At 66.2% G+C, this 16,903-nt stretch carries 16 protein-coding genes, 1 tRNA gene and 1 pseudogene; 11 read left to right on the forward strand and 7 right to left on the reverse strand.

Annotated elements, in window-relative coordinates; translation table 11 throughout:
- Window positions 1–48: 48 nt before the first annotated feature.
- From ehuB to OG241_RS20860, 6 genes are all read left to right on the forward strand, one after another.
- Entirely contained in the window at window positions 49–978 is a 930-nt protein-coding gene (gene ehuB / locus OG241_RS20835; protein ID WP_405817039.1) for an ectoine/hydroxyectoine ABC transporter substrate-binding protein EhuB, read from the forward strand.
- On the forward strand, window positions 975–1,619 hold the full coding sequence (gene ehuC, locus OG241_RS20840) for an ectoine/hydroxyectoine ABC transporter permease subunit EhuC (RefSeq protein WP_405817040.1): 645 nt from the start codon (window positions 975–977) through the stop codon (window positions 1,617–1,619). The genes ehuB and ehuC overlap by 4 nt, the downstream gene beginning before the upstream one ends.
- Complete coding sequence (gene ehuD, locus OG241_RS20845) at window positions 1,616–2,266, forward strand: ectoine/hydroxyectoine ABC transporter permease subunit EhuD (protein WP_405817041.1); 651 nt, start codon at window positions 1,616–1,618, stop codon at window positions 2,264–2,266. The genes ehuC and ehuD overlap by 4 nt, the downstream gene beginning before the upstream one ends.
- Window positions 2,256–3,056, forward strand: coding sequence for an ectoine/hydroxyectoine ABC transporter ATP-binding protein EhuA (ehuA, locus tag OG241_RS20850; protein ID WP_405817042.1), 801 nt, complete (start codon window positions 2,256–2,258; stop codon window positions 3,054–3,056). Before ehuD ends, ehuA begins: the two co-directional genes overlap by 11 nt.
- 201 nt (window positions 3,057–3,257) lie before the next feature.
- A complete protein-coding gene (locus OG241_RS20855) occupies window positions 3,258–4,016 on the forward strand; it encodes an IclR family transcriptional regulator (protein WP_405817043.1) in 759 nt (252 codons plus the stop codon).
- 88 nt (window positions 4,017–4,104) lie between these two features.
- Window positions 4,105–4,178: transfer RNA gene (locus OG241_RS20860), tRNA-Lys, on the forward strand.
- A gap of 196 nt (window positions 4,179–4,374) precedes the next feature.
- Here the strand turns inward: OG241_RS20860 and OG241_RS20865 are convergent.
- The 3 genes from OG241_RS20865 to OG241_RS20875 are packed head-to-tail and all read right to left on the reverse strand — an operon-like array spanning window position 4,375 to window position 6,140.
- Entirely contained in the window at window positions 4,375–5,229 is an 855-nt protein-coding gene (locus OG241_RS20865) for a helix-turn-helix domain-containing protein (RefSeq protein ID WP_405817044.1), read from the reverse strand.
- 7 nt (window positions 5,230–5,236) lie between these two features.
- The gene (locus OG241_RS20870; RefSeq protein ID WP_405817045.1) at window positions 5,237–5,761 is read right to left on the reverse strand and encodes a DUF6879 family protein; all 525 of its coding nucleotides are present in this window, start codon (window positions 5,759–5,761) and stop codon (window positions 5,237–5,239) included.
- A complete protein-coding gene (locus tag OG241_RS20875) occupies window positions 5,733–6,140 on the reverse strand; it encodes a hypothetical protein (RefSeq protein ID WP_405817046.1) in 408 nt (135 codons plus the stop codon). The genes OG241_RS20870 and OG241_RS20875 overlap by 29 nt, the downstream gene beginning before the upstream one ends.
- Before the next feature lie 275 nt (window positions 6,141–6,415).
- Here OG241_RS20875 and OG241_RS20880 point away from each other — a divergent pair, with 275 nt between their 5' ends.
- The gene (locus OG241_RS20880; protein ID WP_405826344.1) at window positions 6,416–6,850 is read left to right on the forward strand and encodes a GNAT family N-acetyltransferase; all 435 of its coding nucleotides are present in this window, start codon (window positions 6,416–6,418) and stop codon (window positions 6,848–6,850) included.
- Window positions 6,851–6,870: 20 nt separating this feature from the next.
- Here the strand turns inward: OG241_RS20880 and OG241_RS20885 are convergent.
- Window positions 6,871–7,048 (reverse strand): annotated as a pseudogene (locus OG241_RS20885) (IS1380 family transposase); the annotation flags it as partial.
- A 178-nt stretch (window positions 7,049–7,226) separates the two neighbouring features.
- Here OG241_RS20885 and OG241_RS20890 point away from each other — a divergent pair.
- The 4 genes from OG241_RS20890 (at window position 7,227) to OG241_RS20905 (ending at window position 11,247) form a co-directional block, all read left to right on the forward strand.
- Window positions 7,227–7,973, forward strand: a complete 747-nt coding sequence (locus tag OG241_RS20890; RefSeq protein WP_405817047.1) for a hypothetical protein — start codon at window positions 7,227–7,229, stop codon at window positions 7,971–7,973.
- A gap of 212 nt (window positions 7,974–8,185) precedes the next feature.
- Window positions 8,186–9,631 carry a tyrosinase family protein gene (locus tag OG241_RS20895; RefSeq protein WP_405817048.1) on the forward strand — a complete coding sequence of 482 codons (1,446 nt, stop codon included), beginning with the start codon at window positions 8,186–8,188 and terminating at the stop codon, window positions 9,629–9,631.
- Between the two features lie 64 nt (window positions 9,632–9,695).
- Entirely contained in the window at window positions 9,696–10,133 is a 438-nt protein-coding gene (locus OG241_RS20900; protein WP_405817049.1) for a hypothetical protein, read from the forward strand.
- A gap of 301 nt (window positions 10,134–10,434) precedes the next feature.
- Window positions 10,435–11,247, forward strand: coding sequence for a uracil-DNA glycosylase family protein (locus tag OG241_RS20905; RefSeq protein ID WP_405817050.1), 813 nt, complete (start codon window positions 10,435–10,437; stop codon window positions 11,245–11,247).
- Window positions 11,248–11,564: 317 nt separating this feature from the next.
- Here OG241_RS20905 and OG241_RS20910 read toward each other — a convergent pair whose 3' ends face one another.
- The 3 genes from OG241_RS20910 to OG241_RS20920 all read right to left on the reverse strand — a co-directional run bounded on the left by OG241_RS20910 (window position 11,565) and on the right by OG241_RS20920 (window position 16,901).
- The gene (locus OG241_RS20910) at window positions 11,565–11,732 is read right to left on the reverse strand and encodes a hypothetical protein (protein ID WP_405817051.1); all 168 of its coding nucleotides are present in this window, start codon (window positions 11,730–11,732) and stop codon (window positions 11,565–11,567) included.
- A 388-nt stretch (window positions 11,733–12,120) separates the two neighbouring features.
- Entirely contained in the window at window positions 12,121–13,995 is a 1,875-nt protein-coding gene (locus OG241_RS20915) for a DNA/RNA non-specific endonuclease (protein ID WP_405817052.1), read from the reverse strand.
- A gap of 584 nt (window positions 13,996–14,579) precedes the next feature.
- Entirely contained in the window at window positions 14,580–16,901 is a 2,322-nt protein-coding gene (locus OG241_RS20920; RefSeq protein ID WP_405817053.1) for a caspase family protein, read from the reverse strand.
- Window positions 16,902–16,903 lie beyond the last annotated feature (2 nt).

Raw genomic sequence — 16,903 nt, forward strand, 5'->3', positions numbered from 1 at the left:
CGCATTCCCGGATGCATAACTCGTGTGCTCTCGGGTAGCCGCGCGGCCATGGCTCCATCAAGCGCATCACTCTCACCAGCACTCGCACCACCAGGTCTCAGACGCCGGTCGCTGTTCGCAGGGGTGGCGGCGCTCGGCACGCTCGGTACGGTCGGTTCGCTCGGCACCGGGTGCAGCCGGGTGGCCGCCGACTCCGGTGTCCCGGGCGGTGACCTCCTCGACCGGCTCCGGGCGCAGGGCGTCGTACGGCTCGGTATCGCCGGTGAGATTCCCCAGGGATTCATCGACAAGAACGGCGAGCTGACCGGCGAGGCGCCCGAGCTGGCGCGGATCATCTTCAAGCGGCTGGGGGTGGACCGGGTCCAGCCCGTGCCCACCGAGTTCGGCTCGCTCATTCCGGGGCTGAATTCACAGCAGTTCGATGTCGTGGCCGCCGGGATGTATGTCAATCCGGAACGCTGTGAACAGGTGATCTTCGCCGATCCCGACTACCAGATGCTCGATTCCTTCATTGTCCGCAAGGGAAACCCCAAGGATCTTCACAATTACCGGGACATTGTCGAGAAGAAGGCCAAACTCGCGACCGGTACCGGTTATGCCGAGATCCAGTACGCGGTCGAGGCAGGATACAAGGAGAGCGATCTGCTCATCGTGCCCGACCAGGTGGCCGGGCTGAACGCCGTCGAGGCCGGGCGCGTCGACGCTTTCGCCGGTACGGCGGTCACCACCCGTCTGGTCGTGAAGAAGTCTCGCAAGACGGAGGCCACCAAGGCGTTCGCCCCGCTCGTCGGCGGCAAGCCGCACATCGACGGCGGCGCCTTCGCGTTCCGGCTGCCCGAGACGAAGCTCCGGGACGCCTTCAACGTGGAGCTGCACAAGATGAAGAAGAGCGGCGAGGTGTTCCGCATCCTGCGGCCGTTCGGCTTCACACAGGACGAGATGACCGATCTCACGGCGAAGGAGTTGTGCGACGCATGACCTCCGGACTCTGGGAGATAGTCCTCAAGGGAGTCTGGGTCACCCTCCAACTCCTCCTCTTCAGCGCCCTGTTGGGCGGCGTCGTCGCCTTCACCGTAGGGATCGCGCGAACCCACCGGCTGCGGTCCGTCCGCTTCCTCGCCGGCTGCTACACCGAGGTCTTCCGCGGCACCTCGGCACTCGTGATGATCTTCTGGGTGTACTTCGTGCTGCCGCCCGCCTTCGGCTGGCAGCTGGTGCCCATGTGGGCGGGCACGCTCGCGCTCGGGCTGACCTACGGGGCGTACGGCACGGAGATCGTGCGCGGCGCGCTGAACGCCGTCGACCCCGCTCAGCGTGAGGGCGGGATCGCACTCGGGTTCACGCCCTGGCAGCGGATGCGGCTGATCCTGCTGCCGCAGGCGGTGCCGGAGATGATCCCCTCCTTCGGCAACCTGCTGATCGAGCTGCTCAAGGGCACCGCGCTCGTCTCCGTCATGGGCATGGGTGACCTGGCCTTCAGCGGCAACCTGGTGCGGCTCGCGCTGCAGGAGAGCGCGGAGATCTACACGTACATCCTGCTGATCTACTTCGTGATCGCCTTCCTCCTCACCCGGCTCATGCGCGGGCTGGAGAAGCGGCTGAAGGGCGGTGTCGCGTGACGTGGGACTGGGGCGCCGTACGCGAGTTCATGCCGCAGTTCTGGGACGGACTGCTCGTCACCCTCCAGGCGCTGGCCCTCGGGTCGCCGATCTCGTTCGCGCTGGGGCTTCTCTGGGCGCTGCTGATGCGGACGCCGACGCGCTGGGTGCGCTGGCCGGTCGGGGTGGTCACGGAGTTCGTGCGGGACACCCCGCTGCTCGTGCAGCTGTTCTTCCTCTTCTACGTGCTCCCCGAGTGGGGCATCACCGCCTCCGCGCTGACCACCGGTGTCCTCGCGATCGGGCTGCACTACTCGACGTACACGATGCAGGTCTACCGCGCCGGCATCGAGGGCGTGCCGCCGGGCCAGTGGGAGGCGGCCACCGCGCTCAGCCTGCCCCTGCGGCGCACCTGGACGGCCGTGATCCTGCCGCAGGCGGTGCGCCGGGTCGTCCCGGCGCTCGGCAACTACGTGATCGCGATGCTCAAGGACACGCCGCTGCTGATGACGATCACCGTGCTGGAGATGCTCGGTCAGGCGCGGCTCTTCTCCCAGGAGCACTTCCAGTTCACCGAGCCGCTGACCGTGATCGGCGTCGCCTTCATCCTCATCTCCTTCCCCGCCTCCCTCCTCGTACGAGCTCTGGAGCGACGCCTTGCCAGTTGACACGGACAAGAACCATGAACAGAACCCTGACGAGAGCCCGGTCGCGGACACGCCTACGGAGCTGGTCCGGCTGGACCGGGTCACCAAGCGGTTCGGTGAGCAGACCGTTCTCGACAAGCTGAGCCTCTCCGTCGAGGCGGGGCGGCATGTCACGCTCATCGGCCCGTCCGGGTCCGGCAAGACGACGATCCTGCGGATGCTGATGACCCTGGCCAAGCCCGACGAGGGCACGATCACCGTCGACGGGGAGGCGCTGTTCCCGGCGCCCGAGAAGCAGGTCCGGGAGGTGCGGAAGAAGATCGGGATGGTGTTCCAGCACTTCAACCTCTTCCCGAACATGAGCGTGCTGCGCAACATCACCGAGGCGCCCGTCACCGTCCTGGGCCTCTCGAAGGAGGAGGCGGAGGCGCGCGGACGCGACCTGCTGGAACTGGTGGGCCTCGCCGACAAGTGCGACGAGCGTCCGTCCCGGCTGTCGGGCGGGCAGCAGCAACGGGTGGCGATCGCGCGGGCCCTGGCCATGCGCCCGCAGGTACTGCTGCTCGACGAGGTGACCTCCGCGCTCGACCCCGAGCTGGTCGCAGGCGTCCTCGACGTGCTGCGGGACATCGCCCGCACCACCGACATCACGATGCTCTGCGTGACCCATGAGATGGGGTTCGCCCGGGACATCTCCGACCAAGTGCTGATGTTCGATTCTGGCCATGTGATCGAGTCCGGCCCGCCGGAGCAGATTTTCGGCGATCCGGAGCAGGACAGAACACGCGAATTCCTGAGCGCGATGCTCTGACCGTGCATTGACCGTGCCGGGGAGGGACGAAAGTCACCCTTTCCATGCCTCTGTCATATGCCAGATGAACACTCCCCTGCTAGGAGGCCACGACCCCGGCGACAATCTCGTCAACGCCCCCTCCGCGTAGCCCCCTTGGCGGCTATCGTGGAGGGGATTGGCTGTCCGGATCACGGCTAAAAGCAAGCCAGGGGGAACACCGTGGCTCTCAAGCACGAGCCGACCGCGCCGCATCACTCGACCCAGGACGCCCTGCGCGTCCTGGAAACGGTGGCGCGACACTCCGCCGGTGTCACCGACGCCGAAATCGCACGCCAGACCCGCCTCGGCACGGACCGGCTCACTCCCCTCCTGCGCATGCTGCGCCGCGAGGGGTACGTCGAACAGGCCGCCGACGGTTCGTACGTCACCGGCACCGCCCTCAGTAGCCTCGGCTCCACGCACGGCCACGACCAGGCCCTGCGCACCCAGCTCCAGCACACCCTCGACCGGCTGCGCGACTCGGTGGGCGCGGCCATCTACATGAGCCGGTACGTCGACGGCGAGATCCACATCACCCAGTGCGCCGACAGCGCGGCGACGCCCGCGGTCAACGAGTGGGTCGACTTCCGCTCGGCCGCGCACGCCAGCGCGATCGGCAAGAGCCTGCTGGGCCAGCTCGACCACAACAGCCGCCGCGACCATCTCGCCCGCCACAAACTGGCCCGCCTCACCTCGCACACGATCACCAACGAGCGGCTCCTGCTCTCCCGCCTGGAGACCCAGCCGCCCACGGTGCCGGTCCTCGACCTCCAGGAGTACGCGGTCGGCACGGTGTGCGCGGCGGTCCCGATCACGGCCGGCGCCACGGTCGGCTGCCTCGCCCTGTCCCTCCCCCTCCGCCACGCCCACCGCCTACGCCAGGCGGCGGACCGCCTGAACCGGAGCGCGGGACCGGTACTGCTCTCACTGGCCATCTGAGGCGTGCTCCTACCTGGTCCGGAGCACCCTCCCGGACCAGGTAGTATTTTTCTTGTCGCCAGCCGCGAGAGCGGTCGGCGAGAGTCATGCGCCGCTAGCTCAGTTGGTTAGAGCAGCTGACTCTTAATCAGCGGGTCCGGGGTTCGAGTCCCTGGCGGCGCACAGTGTGTGACCTAGGGCATCCTTCTTATCGGAAGGGTGCCCTAGGTGGTTTTCGGGGTCGGGAGCTAGCGAACCGAGGGGCTGACGCCCTTGTCGTTGCGCTGCACGGCGGGTGGTTGAGGTACCCAGCCAGTCGTACGGCCAGAGTTCCGCGGCCACACTCCTTCCTCAGGGCCACGGGCTGCAGGGGGCTCCCCTATTCGCTCGGCATCTGATCGAAGTGTTGGACAGCAGCGAGGATGAGACCTCGGACAGCGGTGCCGTAGACCGCTGACTGCTTCAAGAGGGCGAAGGCCTTGTTGTACAGCTCGATCTCTCGGGGCTGCGTGACGGAGAACTCCGCCGCGTAGGTCTCGACGAGGACGAGCTTGTCGTCGAACATCGAGAAGGAGTTTCCGGGCCAGATACCGATGGGTGCGGAGCGCGGAATGATCCCCAGGCTCAACCGGGGCAGCCGCATCACCGCCAGCAACCGGTCGAGCTGCCCCTTCATCACCTCCGGGCCTCCGAAATTCGTGTAGAGCGCCTGTTCCCCAAGCACAACGTTGAAGATCCGGTTGCCTCGGTACAGGAACTTTTGGCGTTCAAGCCGCTTGGCCGTGGCGGCTTCCGCGTCGTCGGGGATCTCGTAGTAGTCAACAACCTGCTTGAAGGTCTCGGCCGCGTACTCCGCCGCCTGGAGCGTTCCCCACACGAGGGTCGGGTGCCAGATGCGGAAGACCTTGGTCTTGGCGTAGACCGGCAGCGCCTTCTTCTGCCGATGCTCTGCTCCGGTCTGGAGCTGCCGGCGCCACTCAAGCCACAGCTCGTCGATGTGGCGCACCGTAGCGATCAAGTCGGCGAGGTGCTCTTGCCTGTCAGTCTTGGTGCACCAGACGCGGATGTCATCCTCGCTGGGGTTCTGCCTGCCGTTCTCAAGCCGGGACACCTTGGACTCTGCCCACCCCGTGGCCAGGGCGAATGCCCGGCCGCTCGCGAAGCCCGCGTCCTTGCGAAAGCCGCGCAGCCGGACACCCAGTGCCTCTCGTGCTTCTTGCGCTCGGTTACTCACTGACGGGTCAGAGCTTGTACTCGGTGTGGGGGATGGCGTCGACCCAGAGCAGGTCGCGCACACGAACGCACTCGGCGACGGTGTCGGGGTCCTCGATTATCTCCGTGCCCAGGACGCGACCTACGGGATCGAAGTGGCCGACGGCCAGGAGCCGGTCGTCGTAGAGCCACCAGTCGTTGCCACCCACAGGGAACGAGATGCCTTCAGGTAGCTGGTGCCGAGGGAGCCAGCAGATGTCCTCGCCGGCCTCGATGTTGAGGTGGGTCAGCGAGTGCTCCCACCCGACGTACTGAGAGTGCGGCTCCGAGATCACCCGCACGCGGCGGACCCTCTTGCCTTCACCCGTGACGCGCTTCATCAGCGTCATCCACGTATCGAGCCAGGCGTAGTCGTCCGGCTCACCCCTCTGCCATCGGGCATAAGGCGTGTCCTCGATGGGAGACCCGTAGTCGTCCCTCAACTCCAGGTGGAAGGCGTCGCGTTCGAAGGTGTTGAACAGCTCGTCACGCTGTGCGGGGGTGATCAGGTCCACTGTCTTCCTCCAGCAGGGCCATGATCGAGGACTTGGGGACCTCGATGCAGGTCTCGTAGTCGGGCATGTGCATCTGGCTCAGGGCTTCAGGATCGTGCATTTCCGGGCCCTGGAGCACGCATGTGCCCTGTTCCGTGACGAGCATGATCGGGGCCGTGAACTTCCGGATCTCGCCGGACACTTGGCCGTCCTTGGTCAGATGCTCGAACAGCTCGGTCGGCACCTCGATGGCGGTCTGTCCTTCCGGCATGTCGAGCTGCATGAGCTGTTCGTTGGCGAAGACCTTCCAGCCTTGGATGACGTAGCTGTCCTGGTCGCTGGCGTACAGAGTGGGGCTGTCTCCGGGGGTGGAGTTCTTACCAAGGAACCGCAGCTTCATGGTTGCTCTCCCGTCCGCTGCCTTGCGCAGAATTGCGCGACACGCTGATGGTCGAAGGCCTATTCAGTGTGGTCAAGTGACTTGCTGCAAACTCGCGCAATCTGCCTGGGAGTTGACCGTTGGCTGCTCTACGTTCGTTCTGCAACCCAAGTCCTCGCAGGCGGATCGAAGGGAGAAGCGTGGTGGCGAGCGTGACCGAGGAACCCCTGGCCGGCGCCGACAGCCTGCCTATCGATGTCGAGCTGATCTCGGACATCACGGATGACGTACTGAGGATGGAGCTGAGCACGTCGACCAGAGAGGACATCGATTTCAAGACGACGAGGGTCGTCGGTTTCCTCAGCCTGCTCCTGGCTGAAGACCTGGGCGCGGACGACGATGACGAAGTCATGGACCTGTTCCGTCAGGCGTACAAACTGTTGGAACTGACCGCAGTCCTGAGCGGCCGAGTCGCCGGCGCCATCGGCCCCATGGAGATCCGCCCTGACGCGATCGGCACCCCTCAACTGATGCCGCAATACTTCGGCGTCGTCCAGGAGCATCGCGGCAAGGGACTAGGACGTCTGCTCTGGCGTGCCGCGATGCATTGGGCACAGACCCACGGCGCCGCCTACCAGCTCCTTCAAACGGAGGTCGGAGGCTCTTCCGATCGCCTCTTCCGGTCCGAAGGGCTGACGTCGCTCGGCTTCAGCTATTGGGAGGCAGCTTGACGTTGCCAAGGTAGTACTTCGGCTCGTGCCGTGCGGATCTCGGTGAGTGCTTTCGGCCCGTCTGAGGCGAGGGTATCGATGCCGGGAGACCGTGGGGTCCGATGCCACCTGGCCGAACATGTCGGGCGCAGCCCGCAGCATGGCGACATCGGCGAGGCAGTCCCCGCCCAGCGCGACTGCGAGCGCGACATCCAGCAGGGCCCCTAGGACTACGGGGCCCGGTGGATCGGGGACCGCGAGGTAGGGCTTCACCCGAACGGCTTTCCCATGCCGTCCCAATGCCACGCCCATGCCCCTCGGGGATGCGGGCGGGTGGGACACGTGACAGCGTCGCAGGGGCGTCCTGGTGCACTCGCTCCACGAAAGGTGAACCGCGATGGGTGCGGTGGCAGATCCGGGGGCGGCGGTCGTGCTGTCGTGGGGGGAGTTCGATCGCGGTCAGTACGTGGGGCTCGTACTGATCACGGTGGGGACCCTGGCCGGGGCCTGGCTGGAGCGGCGCTGGTCGCATCGGTCGACGGTGCTGCTCGGGGCCGCGTCGGGTGCGCTGCTGGCCGTGGCCGGGGCCGACATCGTGCCGCACGCCCTGGAACACGCGAAGGAGGTGGGGGTGCCCGGCTGGGTGGTGCCGATCGTCGTCGTGGCCACCTTCGTGCTCCTGTCGGTCGGGCGCTGGAGGGGCCGGCCGGGTGAACCCGGGCGCCTCGCGTGCGGCGGGATGGCCGTGGCCCTCGTACTGCACCGTTTCGTGGAGGGCATGTCCGTGGTCTTGCTGCCCTCGGTCCCCGTGGTGGCCGCGATCTTCGTGCACTCGGTCAGCGAGGGACTCGCGCTCACGGCGGTGTTGGAGGCGCGAGGCCAGCGGCGCCTGAGCCCGTGGCTAGTCGTCGGCTGTCTGAGCCCGCTCGTCGGCGGCTGGGTCACCGAGGCGGCACACCCGCCGGAGTGGGTGGATGTGCTGCTGCTCGCGCTGGTCGCGGGCGTGTTGTTGCGGGGCGCGCTGACAGCCTTGGCGGTGGCTCAGCACCGACAGGTCACCGGGGAGTTGGCGGGATCGTCCCTTTTCCTGGCGCTCGGCTCGGCGATAGTCGTCACCGCGACGGCTGTGCAGATCGTGCGCTGACCTCGTGCCGCGGCCCCTCGAACCCTTCGAGTTGCATCCGCGTGAGTCGATGCGACGCTGGAAGTGGATACCTCTCGTAGCGGTATGCGTGACATGTCCCTCAGCGGCATGCACCCCCCAGCGGCATTCGTTGCCGCGTCTTTCCTCCGCACCTCACCCAGGAGGGCACAGCCATGGCCGGAGTGGTTCGAGTACGTCGTGACACGACGAAAATGACGGAAGTCTGGGATGACCAGCTTCGGTGGTACGCCCGAGCGGTACGGGCGATGGAGGGCAAGGAAGAGACGGATCCGACGAGCTGGCTCTTCCAGGCCAACATCCACGGTACGAGCAGCGCCAGCGACAACCCGGAGTGGAACAACTGCCCACACGGCGGCTGGTTCTTCCTGCCCTGGCACCGCGCCTACATCCTCTGCTTCGAGGAGATCGTGCGCCACGTCATCAAGGACGAGCTAAACGGTCCCGACGACTGGGCCCTGCCGTACTGGAACTACACCCGCGTCACGAACGGAGATCCGAACAGCCCGGAGTCCCAGGCATGCCGTCGCCTGCCGATCGAGTTCCTGACCCCTGACTGGCCCGACGGGAACGGGGACAACCCGCTGTTCCTGGCAGTTCCCGATCGCGACAAGGATGCCGCGACCGGGCATTCCATCCAGTGGCCGGAGGTCAACCCGCACAACGCCATGCAGGCACCGCACTTCACCGGCGTGACACAGTTCGGCAGCGCAGACACGGACAGTCAGCTGATCCACCTGAACAACGGCGGGACCGGTCAACTGGAGATGCAGCCCCACAACCTCATCCACGGCTTCGTGGGCGGTGTGATGTCTCAGATGTTCTCGCCCCGCGACCCGGTCTTCTGGCTCCACCACGCCAACATCGACCGCCTCTGGAGCGCCTGGCGCACCAACCCCGACCACCAGAACCCGACGGACCCGGACTGGCTCGGATTCACCCACCACTTCCGCAATGCGCAGGGCAACCAGGTGGGGTTCGCGTCCCAGGACCTCGTCGACGAACACCAGCTCGGATACAAGTACGAATCCCTGACTGAAGGGGTCGGCCTCAAGCCCCCCGAGCGGCTCGTCGCCATGTTGGCCGCCGGCGCCAATCCCCCGCCGGAGACGGTCGTGGCCACCACCGGCCCGACCGGCCTGGGCACCGAGAGCGTCACCGTCCCCCTGAGCCCGGAGCCCACGGCCCGCGCCTCAGCCCTGACGGAGGCCGCCTCACCGGAGACCCCGACCCGCGCCATCCTCGCCATCGACGAGGTACGCGCCGACACGCCGCCCGGAACGAACTACCGCGTCTACCTCGGCGCCCGCCCGGACCACGAAGAGGATCTCGACCCGGAAGGGCCTTACTTCATCGGCCACCTCCACTTCTTCGGCGCGGTCGGCGGCAACGCCCACGACCACGGGCACGGGAGTTCTGGGCTCAGCTTCAAGTTCGACGTCACCGACCACCTGACCGAGCTGCGCCAACTGGGCCGGTGGGACGGCGAGGGCATTCCGCCCGTCGTGGTGACGCCGGCCCCGCTCGGTGCGCCGCCCGACGCCGGACCGGAAGCGCGCACCCGCTCGGTCATGCCGACGGTCCCGTCCGGCTCCCGTCCCCGCATCGGCAACGTATCCCTGATCACCACCGAACCCTAGGCAAGGCCTCGTTCGAGACGCCTGAGGCCACGAGGCACCAACGCATCGAGATACGGAGGCGGCGATGGACACAGCTGACCTGGCCGGCACGTACACCTACCGAAGCTTCCTCGACCGTCCCGAACCGGTTGACGACTTCAACAGGCTCCGCTTCGCGCAACTGGAGCTGCGGCTCTCGGTCGAGCCGGGTGGGGCGATCAGCGGAGCCCTGGTCTTCCCCGCGGACCCTGGCGAGGAACCCCTAGCGATGGACATGACCGGGAAGGCCACGAACGGACCCGGCGTGCACTTCACCCTTTCGGGCCGCGGGCAGCCGGGCACTCCCGTCTCGGACTTCCACTACGAGTACGACGGCATCGTCCTGCCCCACTGGCCCACGGGGATCGACCAGCGCCAGACCCTGGCGGGGACGGTCCTGCGCGCGGCGGACCACGGAAGCGGGCCCGCCCTGGCCCGAGCCGGCCAGACCGCCAGCTTCCTCGCGGTCAAACGCGACGCCTGAGCCAGCGCATGAGGACGGGCGGGGCCGAACACCCCGCCCAGATCGAGCGCGATGCACACGCGTGGGTAGGAAGCAGGGCCTCTCGATAGCTCGGGGATGCGAATCTGACCGAGCAGTGCCGGGAGGCCCTGGTGTCGTTGTGGTACGCGTCCGAACCTGTTCAGTTCGAGTGCTCGGATCGGCACCCGGGCATGACGAGCCGCGTCCACACTCATTAAGTTACGCCCCCGGTAGTTGAGATGAGCACACCGAGCAGTAGCGAATTTCCTCTGGCTTGATGAGGCAAAACCAGGAGCCCGGCATGCATTCATTCGACCCCGGCTACGCCCACACCCCATACGTCGGCCTTGTCAGCGACTACCCCGGCGCGGAGACCTACCCGCCCAACCACTTCCGCATCGAATGGGGCCCGATCTTCCACCGCGGACGGCTGGACGGCACGGCCCGGGTGCTCGTCCTCGGTCAAGACCCCGCCGCCCACGAGAGCATCGCTCGCCGAATCCTGGTTGGTACCGCCGGCCGTCGGTTCCAGGGATTCCTCAACAAGCTCGGCATCGACAGCAGCTACGTCCTGGTCAATACCTACCTGTACAGCGTCTACGGCCAACACGGCGGCACTGCCCACGCCCACGACCCCGATATCGCTCGCTACCGCCACGCCTGGCTCGACGCCCTGGTCACCAACAACTCCATCGAAGCCGTCATCACCCTCGGCGGTCTAGCGGACCACGCCTTCCACGCTTGGCGCGAAGCACCCACCAGCGCTGCTTACAACGGCGCCTACCAACACCTCCTGCACCCCACCTACCCCGACAGCGCCGCAGCCTCGGGTGCCGACGCCACGACCGTCATGAAGCAACTCACGACGAACTGGAACAAGGCCCTGAACGTCCTGCGCAACACGGTTACCCCAGACGTCGAGCGTCCCTTCACGCCGTACGGTGACACCCTCACGGACGCCGACCTCGGAACCATCCCCGAAGTCGACCTGCCACCAGGCCTGCCGGCCTGGATGCGCTCTGACGAACCCTGGGCCTCCCGTCAGGGGGAAACCGCTACAGAGAAGCGGGCCACCATCAGTGTGCAGATCCCAGAAGGTCTACGCCCCTTCTGAAAGGATGGTTCGATTCAACGAATGCGGCTGGCTGGCAACCAGGACACGCTGCTTCCGACGGTTCGCGCGCATGATACGTGGGTCTATAAAAATGGGCACCTCGAAGTGGCAAGCAGCAAGGATGTCTGGCATACCTCGGCAGAGCTTTGCAATCTGTAAGCGTCCTTTTCACAGTCCGACACGGAAGCCTCGAAGAGAACGTCGATGTCGGGTCGCTCACCCATGGGATCGGGCGCATAGCGGCTGTTGGAGACGTAGAAGTCGTACAGCTCGTTCTGGATTCTTATGCCAATTGGTCGACCTCTGCTGTATCCGCTTCAACTTTTCGTCGCGTCGACCAACGCAAGGCCCGCTGCCTTGATCTCGGTCTCGGCCAGTGTTTCGAGAATCTCGCGCACCCGTTGCGCTGACTCGTCGGAGAGAAATCGGCCAGCCTTCTGTAATGCCGTTCCAGCGACCGTCCTGAGCAGCACCCACTCGTTCATGAGCCCAGTTTGTCCTCGGAAGTGGGAGCTGGTCAGCCGCTTCGGGAAGGGGCCGCCTCTGGATGAGGGGGCTGTGGGACGAACTCCGTACTGCCGCCCCCGCCGCAGCGCCCCATCCGTCACCGTCACCAGCCCGGTCGCCAAGGGCGGACTGGATCTCGGTACCGCGCACCCAGGCCTCCGTCGTTCTCTCGGACGGCCCCGCTGTTGCGGCATGGGCCGAATACCCCAAGTCGGCGATGGTGGGCGGCCCGTGACGGGCACGGATCGCGAGAACGACAGAGCCCTGACGTCGCATACGACCTGGCCATATCGGTGTACCCCGCCACTCAGATCAGACGGAGTACACCGATGCCGGCATCCAAGCTTTCTGGTTGGAGCTGGCAGATCAATCCCAGTGAATGTCGCCCAGATTCGTCAGCGGCATCCGATCGGCCACCGACTCGGGCACGAGCAGGTGGTCGCCCTTGTGGAGGGAGGTGGGGAAGCGAATGTGTGCTCGCTCCTCGATTTCATCGAGGGTGACCTGGAAGACGCGGAACTCATCGAGGTCCAGGGATTCGAGCTGATCCAGGTTCTGCGTGAGCAGGAACGCCTTGGCCTTCAGTTCGCCCCGCTCGACGAAGGCAATGACCTTCCAGAACTCGCGGGGGATCCTCACCCCCCGAAAAACGCGGTCGTCGTCCTGGAAGACCGGTCCACCGAAGACACTGACCTTGAGGTCGTCGACGTCGACGTCGGCGAAGATGGCGTCTTCGAGCTCACCCCATAGCCCGTTTTTGGCACTCTGGTTGAAGTCGTCCATCTGCGGGGTGATGTTGGTGTAGAAGAACGAGTCGGTGTTGGCCTTCTCGGCTTCTGGCAGGCTGCCCCACAGCAGGTCGGCGCGGCGGGCTATGTGGCCGCGGTCCAGCCGGTTGGCTTCGTACAGCTCGTTCCCAACCTGGGCGTTCGCGGGGAGCCGTGGGTCCTTCGTGAACGGTATGCCGGACCGGCTGAGCCTCTTGAGGCTGCCACCGTCGATGTTCCAGCCCACCCAGAACGGGAAGTGTCGCTTCTTGCTGAGCGCCAGCGAGAAGTGCGTATAGGGGACGACCTCGGAGCCGTTCAGCTTCACGGCGTCGCCGTTGACCTCCGCGGTGAGCTGCGGAATGTCGATCTGCTCGCCGAGGAAGTCGGGGTTGTAGCCCTGAAGGGGCTGCACTTCTTCGGGAGACGGCTGCTCCAGGGTGATGCCGAGTTTCTCGAACACCGAGCTCGACAGACAGGCCAGCGCATGGTCGTCGGGGTCGCCGGCGCTTTCACCACCAAAGTGGAGTCCTGCAATGACCTTGCTCGGCTTGCCGTTCTGCTTGAACAGCCAGACCGCACCTGAGTCGCCGCCCATGCTGATCTGCTTGTCCGCCGCTGGGTTCGCGTCGTCAGGCCCGATCTCAAAGCAGCCGATGGTTTTCTCGCCGACGTCACCCCCATAGTCGATCTTGGCCATGGTGTGGATGCGGCGGACGATCCCGTGAGTCACGCCCGTCGTGCGTCCGCTCTTTATGACCTTGTCGCCCAGGTCCGGCTCGCCCAACGCCTCTGGTGCCACGCCGAGTTCCAAGATCTTGGGGTCGAAAGTACGGCCCTTGTCGATGGTGGCTACGGCGCAGTCACCAGCGGGACCGAGGTGGGATCGCCTCAGTACACCGAGGTGGTTGCGAGAGATCTGGTTGTCGTCGAAACGACCAGGCTGAACGATTTCTTCGCCCGGCTCACCGTCCGGGCCCTGCAGTACGTGCCAGTTACTCAGTACGTACGGGGTGCCGTCGGCCTTGTCGAACACCTTGCAGCCGATGGTGCCGGCCGTGACGGTCACGCCCCCAACGCTCGCACCCGGGGCGATCGGGTTGAGGTGGGTCTTCCGCTCCGGCTTTGCGACCTCGGCCACCAGCCGGAAGTGGGCCTCGTAGCGCCGTTCGATGACGTCGGTCGGCACTTCGTTGCCGTCGACAGTGATGGTTGCCGGGATTCGGGTCGTGCCCAGGGCTTCGAGTGCTTCCGGCTCAGCCTTGCTCTTGACCGTGAACTGCAGCACGACCTGCTTCCCTCGTGCGCCGCCCGTGATCTTTTGGCCAATGCCGACGGATGACACGTTTGGGTCTTTGAGCAGATCCGGCCCCTGTACGCGGATGTACTGCTTCAAGGAGTCGATCAGCTTGCCCTCGGAGGAGGAGGCTGCCCTTCTGGGCGCCGACGCGGTGCTTTTGTTGTTGGTGGGCATGAAAGGGAGACGTCCTTTCGCGGAGAAGGAGAACGGCTCGCACACGGCACCGCGGACCAGTCAGAGCGGGTGCGGTGTCTCTGCGAGCGTCCGCTGGCCACCAGTCATCGAATCAGAGATATGTACTATCTGCCCACATATAGCGACCCGAGGGGACTACCCCGTCGTTGGGCACTCAACCGAGGCGGCGAAGGCTCTACCGACCTCGTACCGCAGGGCTTCCGACCCACTAGTGCTCTGACCGCACAGGTTCGCCGGGGTCGTTCAGGCTGCGGTGGCAAGGGAGCGTCCGCCCCAGCGGATGCCCTTTTCACTGTGGATGCGGGGGCCTTTGGCCTATGCAGATGGGACAGCCGGCCGGTGGTCCGCCGCTCCGTGGGGGGACCCGAGTCGAGGTCCACCTTTCCAGGGCTTCGGCAGGCGCGGCGGGGGTGGTGTCCTGAGGCTCGCGCAACAGGTCCCGGCGGCCACGACACACTGTGTGTGACCAAGGGCATCCTCCCTCGGAAGGGTGCCCTTGATCGTTTCCGAATGTCCGCCTTGCCGTCTGCGGCGAACTTCGGTCGGCACTTGGCCCAGGCAGGTCACGGGCAACCAGCGATGTCCCAGAGCCGTACCGTTCCGTCCGCGCCCGCTCCGGCGAAGATCTTGCCGTCGGGGCTGAAGGCCGGGCGCCTGTCCTTGGGACTGACCCCAGTGATGGTGGTGACAGGCTTGCGGGTTGCCAGATCCCACAGCTGTACCGTTTTGTCCTTGGTCTCGATGGCGAAGGCATCGCTGCTGGGGCTGAACCCCATCAGTTGTCCGCCGGGGTCGAAGACGGCGACGCTCTTGCCACTGTTGACGTCCCAGAGCCGCAGGGTCGAGGCCCCGCTCACACCGACAAAGGTCTTGCCATCGCGGCTGAACCACCCGTACGGGGTGTTGGCGAGGGTGGTGGTGGCCTTGCGGGTACGCACGTCCCACAGCCGCACGGGGCCGTCGCCCTTCATCACCGCGAAGGTCTTGCCGTCGGGGCTGAACATCCCGCCGTAGGCGTCGGTGATCGTGGCAGTGGACTTGGCGGTGCGTACGTCCCACAGCCGCACCGACTTGTCGTTGCTGCCGGTGGCGAGGGTTTCCCCGTCGGGGCTGAACGCCATGTACCCGACTCCGTTGGTGTGACCGGGGAGAGTCGCGGTCCTCTTGCCGGATTCGGTGTCCCACAGGCCCACCGGGTTGGGGTATGCCTCGTCGGGATGGGAGGCCCTGGCGATGGCGACGGTTTTCCCGTCCGGGCTGACGGCCGCGCTGACGACGTCCTTCTGGCCCGTGTTGATCGTGGTGGTCTCGCCGGTGGATGTGTTCCGCAGCTGAACCGCAACGTACTGGTCCTGGGTGACGAGAAACCGCCCGTCGGGGCTGAACGCCTCTCCGTTGTTCAGGAGGGTTCGCCGCTGGATGGTGGCGGTGGTCTTGTGGGTGGGCAGGTCCCACAGCCGGACGGAGGTGTCATCCGAGCTCACCGTGAACGTGGCCAAGGTTGTCCCGTCCGGACTGAACGCCACATATGAACCGGCGTCACGCAGGACGTACGGGGACGGGATCGTGCGGGGGCAGTGGCCTTCGTTCCCCGTCCCCCTGGACGTGAGCAGCGCCCCGACGACGGCCGCTGCCAGTGCAAGGGCCGTAACCCCGACGGTGAGTGCCTTGGCTCGGCGGGTGCGGGGGAACAGGCGAGATCTACGGGCGGGGCCGGGGGCAGCGGTACCGGGATGAGGACTGGGCGGCGCGGCGAGGGCTTCGTCCGGCATCGGGCACGTTCGATCACTCGATGCACTCGATGGCGCGGCAGGAGGCTCGGGGAGGAACGCGGCAGGGCCCTGGGCCACGGCCTCTGGTGCCGCCGATGGTGCTGCTGGTGCTGATGCCGGTGTCGGCAGCGGCTCCGGTGGTGGCTCCGGCGGTGGTTCGAGCGCTTGCGGAGAAAGGGACCGCAGGTGCGCCGCGGCCGCGGTGGACACAAGTCTGCTGTCGTCCTCGGCGAGTTGGCGGATCTCCTCGATGACGCAGCCCCGTACGACGTCGTTGCCGATGCGGTGGAGGTGGGTGAGTCCGTCGAGGGCGGCCAACCGTTCGGCGGCGATGGGGCTGCCGATGGAGTTGCGCAGGTGGGCGGGAATGGTCCAGTTGATGTTCCGGGCGATGATGATGCGGCCCTCGACGCTGTCGAGCTTCTTCGGCCGCTGCTGCGGCATTTCGTCGACCACGCGGTCGTGGGCGTAGCCGTACAGCTCGTCGAGGGTGATGTCGCCGTCGCCGTCGAGATCCGCGCTTCCGTCGCGAAGGCCGGCCACGAGGTGGCGGGTGAACACGGACTGTGATGCGTGACCGTGTGTCTGGTCGCCTTCGAACGAGTACTGGGTCGCGTCCGACGCGGTCAGCACGGTCCGGCCCCGACCTTGGAAACGCTCCAGCGCATGCACTTCGGGGTCGCCCTTGGAGATCCGGCCGGCCGGGAAGGCCCCGCTGTAACAGCAGTCGAGGATGAGTACCTTCTGCCGTGATACGCAGCTCTCCATGGCCTGGTCGATGTGCTCGGCCGACAGCGCGGTGAACAGGAGGCTGTCGCGGCGGGTGTTGGTCATCGCCAGATACAGGCGCCCGCCGTCGTCCTTGAGACCGTGGCCCGTGAAGTACAGCAGGGTGAGGTCGTCGCGGCGCCGATCGCGGTAGAAGTCGCCGATGGCCTCGCCGACGACATGGTGCGGCTGGTTGATCAGGACGGTGACCTCGAACCCCGCGATGTCAGGGTCCCGCAACACGGCGGCGAACGCCTCCGCGTCATGTGCCGGAGCGGTCAACCGCCGCAGTCCGGCGTCCTGGTAGCTGTACGTGGCGATCAGCAGCGCCAGCCGGCGTCCCATCG

Source organism: Streptomyces sp. NBC_01390, from assembly GCF_045040105.1.
GTDB lineage: Bacteria > Actinomycetota > Actinomycetes > Streptomycetales > Streptomycetaceae > Streptomyces.